This is a genomic window from Chelatococcus albus, from assembly GCF_030067675.1.
Classification (GTDB): Bacteria; Pseudomonadota; Alphaproteobacteria; order Rhizobiales; family Beijerinckiaceae; genus Chelatococcus_A; species Chelatococcus_A albus.
The window spans coordinates 291,415-304,496 of the sequence record NZ_JASJEV010000002.1; the positions used below are offsets into that span (position 1 = coordinate 291,415).

The 13,082-nt window shown below is 71.5% G+C and carries 13 protein-coding genes; 10 read left to right on the forward strand and 3 right to left on the reverse strand.

Features of this window, described 5'->3' with window-relative positions; all coding sequences use genetic code 11:
- The first annotated feature begins 21 nt into the window (after positions 1–21).
- The 9 genes from QNA08_RS05040 (at position 22) to QNA08_RS05080 (ending at position 9,173) form a co-directional block, all read left to right on the forward strand.
- Positions 22–1,023, forward strand: a complete 1,002-nt coding sequence (locus tag QNA08_RS05040) for a BMP family lipoprotein (protein ID WP_283739581.1) — start codon at positions 22–24, stop codon at positions 1,021–1,023.
- Between the two features lie 129 nt (positions 1,024–1,152).
- The gene (locus tag QNA08_RS05045; protein ID WP_283739582.1) at positions 1,153–2,712 is read left to right on the forward strand and encodes an ABC transporter ATP-binding protein; all 1,560 of its coding nucleotides are present in this window, start codon (positions 1,153–1,155) and stop codon (positions 2,710–2,712) included.
- A complete protein-coding gene (locus tag QNA08_RS05050) occupies positions 2,709–3,836 on the forward strand; it encodes an ABC transporter permease (RefSeq protein ID WP_283739583.1) in 1,128 nt (375 codons plus the stop codon). Before QNA08_RS05045 ends, QNA08_RS05050 begins: the two co-directional genes overlap by 4 nt.
- A 3-nt stretch (positions 3,837–3,839) precedes the next feature.
- Positions 3,840–4,808: an ABC transporter permease gene (locus QNA08_RS05055; RefSeq protein WP_283739584.1), complete on the forward strand. Its 969-nt coding sequence runs from the start codon at positions 3,840–3,842 to the stop codon at positions 4,806–4,808.
- Between the two features lies 1 nt (position 4,809).
- Positions 4,810–5,214, forward strand: coding sequence for a cytidine deaminase (gene cdd / locus QNA08_RS05060; protein WP_283739585.1), 405 nt, complete (start codon positions 4,810–4,812; stop codon positions 5,212–5,214).
- Positions 5,215–5,244: 30 nt separating this feature from the next.
- Positions 5,245–6,063, forward strand: coding sequence for a purine-nucleoside phosphorylase (locus QNA08_RS05065; protein WP_283739586.1), 819 nt, complete (start codon positions 5,245–5,247; stop codon positions 6,061–6,063).
- A complete protein-coding gene (gene deoC, locus QNA08_RS05070; RefSeq protein WP_283739587.1) occupies positions 6,056–6,820 on the forward strand; it encodes a deoxyribose-phosphate aldolase in 765 nt (254 codons plus the stop codon). Before QNA08_RS05065 ends, deoC begins: the two co-directional genes overlap by 8 nt.
- 87 nt (positions 6,821–6,907) lie before the next feature.
- A complete protein-coding gene (gene deoA / locus QNA08_RS05075) occupies positions 6,908–8,224 on the forward strand; it encodes a thymidine phosphorylase (protein ID WP_283739588.1) in 1,317 nt (438 codons plus the stop codon).
- Positions 8,225–8,228: 4 nt separating this feature from the next.
- Positions 8,229–9,173 (forward strand): 2-hydroxyacid dehydrogenase, encoded by a 945-nt coding sequence (locus QNA08_RS05080; protein WP_283739589.1) that lies wholly within the window; start codon positions 8,229–8,231, stop codon positions 9,171–9,173.
- A gap of 69 nt (positions 9,174–9,242) precedes the next feature.
- Here QNA08_RS05080 and QNA08_RS05085 read toward each other — a convergent pair whose 3' ends face one another.
- From QNA08_RS05085 to QNA08_RS05095, 3 genes are all read right to left on the reverse strand, one after another.
- Positions 9,243–10,106 carry a C40 family peptidase gene (locus QNA08_RS05085; protein WP_283739590.1) on the reverse strand — a complete coding sequence of 288 codons (864 nt, stop codon included), beginning with the start codon at positions 10,104–10,106 and terminating at the stop codon, positions 9,243–9,245.
- Complete coding sequence (locus QNA08_RS05090) at positions 10,103–10,453, reverse strand: MarR family transcriptional regulator (protein ID WP_283739591.1); 351 nt, start codon at positions 10,451–10,453, stop codon at positions 10,103–10,105. The genes QNA08_RS05085 and QNA08_RS05090 overlap by 4 nt, the downstream gene beginning before the upstream one ends.
- Before the next feature lie 86 nt (positions 10,454–10,539).
- Entirely contained in the window at positions 10,540–11,931 is a 1,392-nt protein-coding gene (locus tag QNA08_RS05095) for a leucyl aminopeptidase family protein (protein ID WP_283739592.1), read from the reverse strand.
- Positions 11,932–12,089: 158 nt separating this feature from the next.
- On the opposite strand from QNA08_RS05095, the gene QNA08_RS05100 reads away from it, so the two are divergent.
- A complete protein-coding gene (locus QNA08_RS05100) occupies positions 12,090–12,974 on the forward strand; it encodes a tetratricopeptide repeat protein (protein WP_283739593.1) in 885 nt (294 codons plus the stop codon).
- Positions 12,975–13,082 lie beyond the last annotated feature (108 nt).

A 13,082-nucleotide genomic window follows, 5' to 3' on the forward strand; every position in this document is an offset into this window, starting at 1 on the left:
ATTGCGGAAGGGGAGCGTTCGATGCGCGCAAAGAGCTTTGGTCTGGCCCTCGCGGGGCTCGTCGCCGCCACCGCGATGGCGGCGGCACAGGAGTTCAAGCCGGCGGTCGTCTACGACCTCGGCGGCAAGTTCGACAAGTCCTTCAACGAAGGCGTCTACAACGGCGCGGAACGCTTCAAGAAGGAAACCGGCGTCGCCTACCGCGACTTCGAACCGCAGAACGACGCGCAGCGCGAGCAGGCGCTCCGCCGCTTCGCCCGCGACGGCTATTCGCCGATCGTCGCGGTCGGCTTCAGCCAGGCGAGTGCGGTGGAGAAGGTCGCCAAGGAGTTCCCCAAGCTGCAGTTCGCCATCATCGACATGGTGGTCGAGCAGCCGAACGTGCAGTCCATCGTCTTCAAGGAGCAGGAGGGTTCCTTCCTCGTGGGGCTGCTGGCCGCCAGGGCCTCGAAGACCGGCAAGGTCGGCTTCGTCGGCGGCATGGACGTGCCGCTCATCCGCGCCTTCGCCTGCGGCTACGTGCAGGGCGTCAAGTACGCCAATCCCAAGGCCGAGGTGTTCCAGAACATGACGGGCACCACGGGCGCCGCCTGGAACGACCCGGTGAAGGGCGGCGAGCTCGCCAAGAGCCAGATCGACCGTGGCGCCGACGTCGTCTATCACGCCGCGGGCGGCACGGGCATCGGTGTGCTCAGGGCGGCGGCGGATGCCGGCAAGCTCGGCATCGGCGTCGATTCGAACCAGAACGGCCTGCACCCCGGCAAGGTGTTGACCTCCATGCTGAAGCGGGTCGACACGGCCACCTACAAGACCTTCATGGACGCCAAGAACAAGGCCTGGAAGCCGGGCGCCACCTCGCTCGGCGTCAAGGAGGAAGGCGTCGCCTGGGCGCTCGACGAGAACAACAAGGCGCTCATCACCGCCGAGATGAAGGCGGCCGTCGACAAGGCCGCGGCCGACATCGTCGCCGGCACCATCAAGGTGCACGACTATCGCGTCGACGCGAAGTGCCCGACGAACTGAGCGGACCTTGTCAGCTGCCCGCGAGGCCGCGCCCGGGTGCGGCCGCGGACGACGGTGGCGGGCCCGCGGCGCACCGGCTGTCGCCGGCGCCGAGGGCCACCGCCCCGGGATGACACCAGCCGGGATCGCATGAACGCCTACGGCAAGACCTCAGCCCCCGCGGCCTCCGCGCCCGCCATCGAACTCGTCGGTATCGACAAGCGCTTCGGCGCCGTTCACGCCAACAAGGCCGTGCACCTGACCGTCGAACGCGGGTCCATCCATGGCATCGTCGGGGAGAACGGCGCCGGCAAGTCGACGCTCATGTCGATCGTCTACGGGTTCTACGAGGCGGACGCCGGCGAGATCCGCGTCGGCGGGCGGCCCATGGCCATCCGTTCCTCGGCGGACGCCATCCGCGCCGGCATCGGCATGGTGCATCAGCACTTCATGCTGGTGGAGCCGCTCAGCGTGCTCGACAACGTGATGCTCGGGGCGGAGGGCGGCGCCCTCCTCGAGAAGGGCGAGGCGCAGGCCCGGCGCGAGCTCGCCAGGCTCGAACGCGAATACAACCTCGTCGTCGATCCCGATGCGATCGTGGGGGAACTCTCGGTCGGCCTGCAGCAGCGCGTCGAGATCCTGAAGGCGCTCTACCGCGGCGCCGACATCCTCATCCTGGACGAGCCGACGGCGGTCCTGACCCCGGCGGAGGCGAGCGCGCTCTTCAGCCTGCTCAGGGCCCTCAAGGAGCAGGGCAAGACCGTCATCCTCATCACCCACAAGCTCAACGAGATCATGGCCGTGACTGACCGGGTGTCGGTGATGCGCCGCGGCGAGATGGTGGCGACGCTGCCGACGGCCGAGACCTCGCCGCCCGCGCTCGCCGAGCTCATGGTGGGGCGGCGCGTGCTCCTGCGCGTCGAGAAGAAGGAGCACGTGCCCGGTGACGTTGCGCTTGCGGTCGAGGGCCTGTCGGTGGTCGACGAGCGCAACTGCCTGCGCGTCGCCGACGTGTCCTTCGCCGTGCGCGCGGGTGAGATCGTGGGCATCGCCGGCGTCGCCGGCAACGGCCAGAGCGAGCTTCTCGAGGCGATCGCCGGCATGCGCCGGCCGACGCTCGGCCGCATTGCCCTCGACGGCCGGGCGCTCGACCCGGCCGAGCACGGGCCGAGGACCCTGCGCCGGCTCGGCCTCCTGCACGTGCCGGAGGATCGGCTGCGCACCGGGCTCGTGCCGGCTTTCGAGGCCTTCGAGAGCGCGGCGCTGGGCTTCGCCGACGATCCCGCCTACGGCAAGGGGGCACTCTTCGACCGGCAGGCGATGGTCGCCGATCTGGCGGCGAAGATGGAGGCCTACGACGTGCGCCCGCGCGACCCGCGCCTCAGGACGTCGAAGTTCTCCGGCGGCAACCAGCAGAAGATCGTGCTCGCCCGCGAGATCGAGAGGGATCCCAGGGTGCTGCTCGTCGGCCAGCCGACGCGCGGCGTCGACATCGGCGCCATCGAGTTCATCCACCGCCGCCTCGTGGCCCTGCGCGACGCGGGCGTCGCCATCCTGCTCGTTTCGGTCGAGCTCGAGGAGATCATGAGCCTGTCGGACCGCATCCTCGTCATGTGCGGGGGCCGCATCACCGGCGAGCGCCGGCCGCACGAGACGGACGAGCGCGACCTCGGCCTGCTCATGGCGGGCGTTACGGAGCGCGCCGCATGAGCGCCCCCATCGAGCTGCCGAAATGGGCGGACGTGGTGCTCGTGCCGCTCGTCAGCGTCACGGCGGCCTTCGTCGTCGCCGGGCTCGTGGTGCTGTCGATCGGCGAGAATCCGGTGGAGGCGACGCGGCTGCTCCTCGCCGGCAGCCTCGGCTCGGGCGAGGGGCTCGGCTTCACCCTCTACTACGCGACGGACTTCATCTTCACCGGCCTTGCGGTCGCCGTGGCCTATCACGCCGGGCTCTTCAACATCGGCGGCGAGGGGCAGGCGACGGTGGCGGGCATCGGGGCGGCGCTTGTCTGCCTCTATCTCGACTTTCTTCCCGGTGTCCTCCTCCTGCCGCTCGGCATCCTCGGCGCCGCCGCCTTCGGCGCCGCCTGGGGCTTCGTGCCCGGCTGGCTGCAGGCGCGGCGCGGCAGCCACGTCGTCATCACGACGATCATGTTCAACTTCATCGCTGCGACGCTGATCGTCCATCTCGTCGTCAACGTCATCGGCGAGCCGGGGCTCACCGAGACGCGCGCCTTCGCCGCCAAGGCGACGATCCCCTACGTGCACGAGCTCCTGGCACCGCTTGGCATCGCCCTGCCGACGTCGCCGCTCAACCTGACCTTCCTCCTCGCGCTCGCCGCCTCATACGGCATCTGGCTCCTCGTCTACCGCTCGCGCCTCGGCTATGCGATCCGCACGGTCGGCGCCAATCCGGGCGCCGCCGTCTATGCCGGCATCTCGCCGGCGCGCGTGATCATGATCGCCATGGCGCTCTCGGGCGCGCTCGCCGGCGGCCTCGCCGTCAACGAGATCATGGGCGTGCAGCATCGCCTGCTGCTCGAATTCACGAGCAGCTACGGCTTCGTCGGCATCGCGGTGGCGCTCATGGGGCGCTCGCATCCCGGCGGGGTCGTCCTCGCTGCCGTGCTCTTCGGCATCCTCTACCAGGGCGGCGCCGAGCTCGCCTTCGAGACGCCGACCATCACCCGCGACATGGTGGTGGTCATCGGCGGCGTGGTCATCCTCTTCGCGGGGGCCCTTGAAGGGCTGTTCCGACGCCTCGTGGCGCGGGGCCTCGGTGTCCTGCGCCGCGTGCGGGCGGCCGCGCCGCGGCGCGCGGCGGCGGAGGGCTGAGCCGTGGACTACACGACCCTGCTCACCATCGCCGACTCGACGGTACGGCTCTCGATCCCGCTGCTCTGCGCCTGCCTCGCGGGGCTGTGGTCGGAGCGCTCCGGCGTCGTCGACATCGGCCTCGAGGGCAAGATGCTGGCGGCGGCCTTCGCCGCGGGGGCCGCGGCCCACGCCTCCTCCTCGGCCGTGCTCGGCCTCCTCGCGGCGATCGCGGTCTCGATGGCCTTCGCCCTGGTGCACGGCTTCGCCGCCATCAGCCAGCGCGGCAACCAGATCGTTTCCGGCGTCGCCATCAACATGCTGGCGGCGGGCCTGAGCGCCATCATCGGCAATGCCTGGTACGGCCAGGGCGGACGCACGCCGCCGGTCGACGGGGCGGCGCGCTTCGGCGAACTCGTGCTGCCGGGGGCCGAGAGGCTCGCCGCCGCGCCGGTTCTCGGCCCGTTCTACGCCGAGGTCGTCTCTGGCCATTCCCTCCTCGTCTATCTGGCGCTCGCGGCGGTGCCGGTGACGTGGTTCGTACTGGCGCGCACGCGCTTCGGGCTCAGGCTGCGCGCCGTTGGCGAGAACCCGGCCGCCGTCGATACGGCGGGCATCTCGGTCGCGGCGCTGCGCTATGCGGCGGTCACCATCTGCGGTGCCCTGTGCGGCCTTGGCGGCGCCTATCTCGCCATCGCCCAGTCGGCCGGCTTCCTGCCGCTGATGACGGCCGGCAAGGGCTTCATCGCCCTCGCCGCCCTCATCTTTGCCAAGTGGCGGGCGTGGCCGGCGCTCGGCGCCTGCCTGCTCTTCGGCCTCCTCGATGCCGTCGCCATCCGCCTGCAGGGGGTCGTCGTGCCCGGCATCGGCCAGGTGCCGGTGCAGGCGATCCAGGCCCTGCCGTATGTCATGACGGTGGTGCTGCTCGCCGGCTTCATCGGGCGCGCCGTGCCGCCGCGCGCCTCCGGCATCCCCTATGTGAAGGAGCGCTGAGGTGACGGAGGTCGACCGCCTGTTCGAGGCCGCGCGCGCCGCACAGGCGCGCGCCTATGCCCCGTATTCGCGCTTTCGCGTGGGGGCCGCGGTCATAACCCCCGCCGGCACGGTCTTCGCCGGCTGCAACGTGGAGAACGCGGCCTATCCCGTCGGCACCTGCGCCGAGGCCGGGGCCATCTCGGCGATGGTGGCGGCGGGGGAGACGCGCATATCCGCCATCCTCGTGCTCGGCGACGGCGAGGCGCTGGTGACCCCCTGCGGCGCCTGCAGGCAACGCATCCGCGAGTTCGCCGCGCCAGACGCGCCGGTCCATGTCGCCGGTCCCGGGGGCCTGCGGCGCAGTTTCACCCTCGAAGAGCTGTTGCCCTCGTCCTTCGGACCGGACAATTTGGCGCCGCGTTGACAGGACAGGCGAAGGACCGGACGGGCGAACATGGCCGAACCCATTCTCGATCAGGCGCTGCAGACCCTCGTGGACCGCGGCATCACCGGGCCCTTCGACTATGCGCTCGTCCTCGGCACGGGCCTCGGCAAGCTCGCCGAGGATCTCGAGGATGCGATCACCATTCCCTATGCCGAGATCCCGGGCTTTCCCGCGAGCGGTGTGTCCGGCCACGCCGGCAGCCTGCATGCCGGCCGGCTCGAGGGCCGCAACGTCCTCATCTACGGCGGCCGCGCCCATTACTACGAGACCGGCGATGCGCGCGTCATGCGCGTGCCGATCGCGCTGCTCGCCGCCCTCGGCAGCCCGAAGCTCGTGCTCACCAATGCCGCGGGCTCGCTCAAGCAGAGCATCCGCGTCGGCAGCCTCGCCCTCATCACCGACCACATCAACTACTCCGGCCTCAACCCGCTCATCGGCGACACGGGCGACGGCCGTTTCGTGTCGATGACGGACGCCTATGACGCGCGCCTGCGCAAGCGCTTCAAGCTCGCGGCCATCGCGAGCGGCATCACGCTCAACGAAGGCATCTACATGTGGTTCTCCGGGCCGAGCTTCGAGACGCCGGCGGAGGTGCGCATGGCCCGCATGCTCGGCGCCGACCTCGTCGGCATGTCGACGGTGCCCGAGGTGATCCTGGCGCGGCGCTACCGGCTGCGCGTGGCGGCGGTCTCGGTCATCACCAATCTCGCCGCCGGCATCGAGGGGGCGGCCCCCTCGCACGGGGAAACGAAGGATGTCGCGGCCGGCGCCGCCGCCGGCCTGCGCCGCATCATCCGCGCCTTCATCGCGAGGCCCGACGATGTCTGATGTGACCGTCGCGCGTCGGGCGCTGTCGCTGCTCGATCTCACCGACCTCACCGACAACTGCTCGCAAGCCGCGGTCGGCCGGCTCGTCACCGCCGCGAAGGGCGATGCCGGCCACGGGCCCGTCGCGGCGGTCTGCGTCTGGCCGCAGTTCGTGCGGCAAGCGAAGGAGGGCCTCGAAGGCTCGCCCGTGCGCGTCGCGACCGTGGTCAACTTCCCCGGCGGCGAACAGGACGTCGAGCGCGTCGTGGAGGACACGAAGGAGGCGCTCGGCGACGGGGCGGACGAGATCGACCTCGTCCTGCCCTACAAGGCCTTCCTCGCCGGCGACACGGCCATGGCGCGCGCCATGGTGGAGGCCGTGCGCGAGGTGGTGCCGCAGGGGCGGCTCCTCAAGGTCATCCTGGAGACGGGGGCCTATCCCGACCGGGAGGCCATCGCCGCGGCGAGCCGCCTCGCCATCGAGTGCGGCGCCGACTTCATCAAGACCTCCACCGGCAAGACCGCCGTCTCCGCCACCCTCGCCGCGGCGGAAGCCATGCTCGAGGCGATCCGCATGAGCGATCGCGTCGTCGGGCTGAAGCCCTCGGGCGGCATCCGCACGCTTGCCGACGCCGCGGCCTATCTCGCCCTCGCCGACCGCATGATGGGCGCCTCATGGGCGGACGTACGCCACTTCCGCTTCGGCGCGAGCGGCCTCCATGCCGCCCTCGTCGCCGCCATCGAGGGGCGGGAGGAGGAGGGCAGGGCGGGCTATTGAGCGCTCCTCGATCGGCCCACCCGGACGAGACACCGAGCCGCGCCGCGCAGCCCGCGGGCGCGGCCGCAAGATGACGGATCGAGACTCATGGCCTTTCTCCCGCAGGAGATCATCCGCAAGAAGCGCGACGGCGGCCGCCTGGAGGAGGCCGAGATCGCATTCCTGATCGAAGGCCTGACCTCGGGCCGCGTCAGCGAGGGGCAGGCGGCGGCCTTCGCCATGGCCGTCTTCTTCCGCGGCATGGAGCGCGACGAGCGCGTGGCGCTGACGCGCGCCATGATGCGCTCCGGCACGGTGCTGACGTGGGACCTGCCGGGCCCGGTGCTCGACAAGCATTCGACCGGCGGCGTCGGCGACACGGTGTCGCTCGCGCTCGCCCCCGCGGTCGCCGCCTGTGGCGGCTACGTGCCCATGATCTCAGGGCGCGGCCTCGGCCACACCGGCGGCACGCTCGACAAGCTCGACGCCATCCCGGGCTACGTCTCGCAGCCCGACGCCGATCTCTTCCGCCGGGTGACGGGCGAGGTGGGCTGCGCCGTCATCGGCCAGACCGCGGACCTCGCCCCCGCCGACAAGCGCCTCTACGCCATCCGCGACGTGACGGCGACGGTGGAATCGATCCCGCTGATCACCGCCTCCATCCTGTCGAAGAAGCTCGCGGCCGGCCTCGAGGGCCTCGTCATGGATGTGAAGGCCGGCAACGGCGCCTTCATGGCCTCGGCCGAGGAGGCGCGCGCCCTCGCCGAGAGCCTGGTGGCGGTCGCGAACGGCGCCGGCCTGCCGACGACGGCGCTCATCACCGACATGAACGAGCCGCTCGCCTCCGCCGCCGGCAATGCCGTCGAGGTCGCCTATGCGCTCGACTATCTCGCCGGCCGGCGCCGGGAGGCGCGCTTCCACGAGATCACCGTGTGCCTCGGCGCGGAGATGCTCGTGCTGGGCAAGCTCGCCGCCGACCTTGCCGAGGCGCGACGGCGCGTGGAGGAAGCGATCGCGAGCGGTGCCGCGGCGGAGCGCTTCGCCCGCATGGTGGCGGCGCTCGGCGGCCCGGCGGACCTCGTCGAGCGTCCCGAGAAGCACCTTTCGGCCGCGCCGGTCGTGCGGCCGGTCGAGGCCGGGACGGCGGGGATCGTGGCGGCGATCGACACGCGCGCCGTGGGCCTCGCCGTCGTCGCTCTCGGCGGCGGGCGCACGCGCCCGCAGGACGGCATCGATCACGCGGTGGGCTTCACCGCGCTCGCCGGGCTCGGGCAGATGGTGGGGCAGGGCCGTCCGCTGGCGCTTGTTCACGCCAGGGACGAGGCACAGGCCGAGGCGGCGGGCGAGGCGCTGCGCCGCGCCTACCGTGTCGGTACGGGGGCTCCCCCTTCCCATTCCCTCGTCTCGCACCGCATTGCGGAGTGACCTGATGACGCTTCTCGTCGCGCTTACCGGCTGGCATGTCGAATCCTGGGTGGAGCGCTTCGCCCGCCTCCTGCCCGAACGGCGCGTCGTCCATCTCGGGGAGGAGTACGATCCGGGCGAGATCGTCTACGCCGTGTCGTGGAAGCATCCGCACGGCATCTTCCGCCGGCTGCCGAACCTGAAGGCGATCTTCTCGCTCGGGGCGGGCGTGGACCACATCCTCGAGGATCCCGACCTGCCCGACGTGCCGATCCTGCGCGTGGTCGACAACGACCTGACGAACCGCATGAGCGAGTATGTCGTGCTGCACGCACTCGCTCACCTGCGCCAGTTCCGGCGTTACGAGGCGCAGCAGCGCGAACGGCTGTGGGAGGACGACCGCTACCAGCCGGCGGCCGCCGACGTGCGCGTCGGTGTCATGGGCCTCGGCGTGCTGGGGCAGGATGCGGCACGCAAGCTCGCGGTGATGGGCTTCGACGTCGCCGGCTGGAGCCGCACGCCGAAGACGATCGCGGGCCTCATCACCTACGCCGGGGACGACGGGCTTGGGCCCTTCCTGGCGCGGACCGACATCCTCGTCGTGCTGCTGCCGCTCACCGAGGACACGCGCGGCATCATCGATCACGCGCTCCTGTCTGGCCTCGCCCGCGACGGGCGCCTCGGTGGCCCGGTGCTCATCAACGCCGGGCGCGGCGGCCTGCAAAGGCAAGCGGACATCCTGCGCGCGCTCGACGAGGGCGTGCTCGCCGCCGCGAGCCTCGACGTCTTCGAGAGCGAGCCATTGCCCGTGGACTCGCCCCTCTGGGCGCATCCGCGCGTCGTCGTCACGCCGCACAATGCCGCCATGAGCGATCCCGACGCGGTCGGTCGCCTCATCGTGCGCCAGATCCGCCGGCACGAGGACGGTGGTGCCTTCGACCACGTGGTCGACCGCTCGCGCGGCTACTGAGGCGCGGGGCGCTCTGCCTCCGGCCCGCCCTCGCCGGCCGCCGAGGCCGCCGGCTCGCGCGTTCCGGCGTTAGAGCCGCCTGACGCTGGTGATCGGCCCGCCGTTCCTGGCGAGGATGCGTGTCGCGGCCTCGGCAAGCGGCTCGGCGACGACGAGCATGTGGTGGCCGTTGGCGTGCAGGAGACGCACCGCGTCGAGCATGATGCCGACGTGGCTCTTCCAGAAGACGAGGTCGCCGCGCTTCAGGCCTGCGAGGTCGGGAGCGATGTCCATCGGACGGCCGAGGCCGGCTTCCTGCATGTCGCTGTCGCGCGGGGCCGCGATGCCGGCGGCCGCGAGTGCCACCTGCACGAGACCCGAGCAGTCGATGCCGAGGCTCGTCTTGCCGCCCCACAGGTAGGGCACGCCGAGGAAGCGCTCGGCCACCGCCACGAAATCCGGGGCCTCGGTATCGAGCGGCGAAAGATGCGCGGCGTAGACGAAGCCGCCCGTCGCGAGGACGGCAAAGTCGCCCTCCGTCCGCGCGACGGCGAAGCCGCTGTTGACGGACACTGCGGCGAGCGGCGGCAGCTTGATGCTCGGTCCGGGATAGACGAACGTGCGCTGGACGGTGACGCGATGGGTGGGGGCAGGGTCGGCAGGGCCGAGGGCCGCGGCCGGCAGGTACCCCACATAGCCGTCGCCGGCGAGCTGCCCCCAGGCCCAGCCCTCGTGTTCGTCGTAGACCGTGACCGCCTCGCCGGCGAGCGCCTGGGTGTCGAGGGGGGCGTCCGGACGCGGCTCGCGGCGCAGGTCGGCGACGGGATCGACGACGCGGCGCAGGAAGCCCTGCGCATAGCGCGGGGCGTCCACCAACCCGCGCAGCGCCTCGGCGGCGAGATCGGAGCGGGCGGCAGTCAGGCGGCGGTCGAGCGTGGTTGCGGGGGCGTTCATCTCGGCAGGTTCCTGGCGTGGGCGACGACGAGGTCGCCCAGACGTTCGACGGCGAGCGCGCCCTTGACGGTGCGCTGCACGATGACGTTGCGGCGGTCGGCCTCGTCGCGCCGGCGCGAGACGAGATCGAGCCTGCCCATGGTGTCGAGCGCCCGCGTGATCACCGGCTTGGTCACGCCCAGCTTGCGGGCGAGGCCGCGCACGGTGTGCGGCGGCGTCTCCAGGTAGATGGTGAGCAGTATCGCCATCTGCCGGGCGGAGAGGTCATGCTGACCGTCGCGCACGAGGTCGAGCGTGACACCGTGCCAAAGGATCAGGGCCTGCAAGGGGCGCAGCTCGATGGACATGGGCAGGGAGGGGCAGGGAGCGTACGGGTCCGTTCGTTTCGGACCCGTATTATTCTCGCAGGCCGCGCCGGCGGCAAGCGGTGCGGTCAGGCGGCGGTTCCATAGCGCTGCTTGAGGAGGGCGTAGACGAGGCGGGCGGCCTGCACTTCGCCACCCTCCGGCCGTCCCGGCTTCGTCGAGGGGTTCCAGGCGAAGATGTCGAAATGCACGTAGGCGCGGGCCTTCTCGACGAAGCGGTGCAGGAATAGCGCGGCCGTGACGGACCCGGCGAAGGGGCCGCCGGAGGTGTGGTTCACGTCGGCGATCTTCGAATCGAGCATGCTGTCGTAAGGCGCCCAGAGGGGCAGGCGCCAGACCGGATCGTTCACCGCCCGGGACAGCCGCGCGAGATCGTCGGCGATGGTCTCGTCCTGCGTGTAGAAGGGCGGCAGGTCGGGGCCGAGCGCGACGCGGGCGGCGCCGGTCAGGGTGGCGTAGTCGACGATGAGGTCGGGCGCCTCCTCGTCGGCGAGCGCCAGCGCATCGGCGAGCACGAGGCGGCCCTCCGCATCCGTATTGCTGATCTCGACGGAGAGCCCCTTGCGGCTCCTGAGCACGTCGCCCGGCCGATAGGACGAGCCGGAGATGGCATTCTCGACGGCGGGAATGAGCACGCGCAGGCGCACCGGCAGCTGCGCGTCCATGACCAGATGCGCGAGGGCGAGCGCGGCAGCCGAGCCGCCCATGTCCTTCTTCATGAGGGCCATGGCGCTCTCGGGCTTGATGTTGAGGCCGCCGGTATCGAAGGCGACGCCCTTGCCGACGATCGTCACCTTCGGGTGGGAGGGCTCGCCCCAGGTCACGTCGACGAGGCGCGGCGGCACCGCCGAGGCGCGGCCGACGGCGTGGATCATCGGGAAGTTCTTGGCGATGAGCGCATCGCCGACGATGGCGCTCACCTCTGCGCCGTGGCGCGCCGCGAGGTTGCGGGCGGCCGTCTCGATGCCGTCCGGACCGAGGTCGTTCGTCGGCGTGTTGACGAGGTCGCGGCCGAGCGTCACGGCCTCCGCGAGGCGCGAGACCTCGAGGCCGTCGACGCCCGGTGGCAGCACGAGCTTCACCCCGACCGTCTTCGGCTTGCGGTAGCGGTCGAAGCGATAGGCGCCGAGGAGGAAGGCGAGAGTGGCGAGCGTGACGTCCGGCAGGCCGTCGGCGAAGCGGTAGGTGCCGTCGGGCAGGAGCGTCGGCAGCTTGCCGGGCAGGAAGGGGTCGGGATGCCTGGCGTCGGCGTTGTCGAGGCAGAAGACGACGCCGGCGATGCCGCCGCCCGCATCCGGCAGCAGGAGGTGCTTGCCCGCCGCGGGCTCGAAGTTCTGCGCCCCGGCGAAGCCGCGCGCGAGCGGCGACAGGCGTTCCGAGATGTCGGCCCAGGTCTCGGCGGTGGTGAAGTGAACAGGGATCGCGGGCGCGGACGGGTCGTTGACGAGAAGCGGATGCACGGGCCGTCGTCCTCCAGGAATGACGAGCTCTCGCTTAGCACGGCGCGGTTCGGGCGGGGAGCCGGCGGCGGCGCGGAGCAGGGATGCTTAACGCTCCGTTAGGGTTAACGCTTTACGAAGATCGGTGAGGCTTCTTCCGAGATTCCGCGGGTATTCTCATGATCTCCGCCGTTGTTCCCCGTCTTTCCGAGGTTCGGCCTGCATGGCGGGCGGCCGGCCGCGTGCTCATGGTGGGGCTCTCGGCGCTCACCCTCGCCGGGTGCCTGTCGCGCGGCGGATCCGCCGACGTGACCGGCTCGATCGGGGGGCGCCAGGCTGCGCCGACAAGCGAGGAGGGCTGGCGTGCGGCGGCCGACAGCTGGGGCAAACGCTACGAGGCCAATCCCGCCGACAAGCAGGCGGCGCTCGCCTATGCGCAGGCACTGCGCGCCCTCGACCAGCGCGCCCAGGCGGTGGCGGTGCTCCAGACGGTTGCGATTCGGGCGCCGAAAGACACCGAGATCCTGGCGGCCTACGGCAAGGCGCTCATCGATGTCGGCCGCTTCAAGGAGGCTGCGGAAGTGCTGGCGCGGGCGCACACGCCCGACCGCCCGGACTGGCGCATCCTGTCCGCCCAGGGCATCGTGGCCGACCAGCTCGGCGAGCCGGAGACGGCGCGGCGCTACTACGAGGCCGCGTTGAAGATCGCGCCCGGCGAGCCGTCGGTGATGTCGAACCTCGGGCTCTCCTATGCGCTGGCGAAGCGCCTGCCGGAGGCCGAGCGCACCCTGCGTCAGGCCGCCGAGGATCCGCGCGCCGACGCGCGCGTGCGGCAGAACCTCGCTCTGGTGCTCGGCCTGCAGGGCAAGTTCGGCGATGCGGAAACCGTCCTGCGCCGCGACCTGCCGCCGGCGGAGGCGGCGGCCAATGCTGCCTATCTCAAGCAGGTCGTGTCACAGCCCAACAGCTGGAACGCCATCCGCAGCCTCGACGGCCAGGGCAAGGCGGCTCCCCGCCGCACCGCCCAGTCGGACACGGGGCTGCGCGTCGCGACGAGCGATTGAGCGGCCCTTCCGCCCGCCCGACGGCGGCGCGTCTTTCTCCCTGCTGCGACGGTCAGCGTCATTCCGTCTCCGCCCGTTCCTCGACGCGCCGCGCCAGCCGCGCGGTCG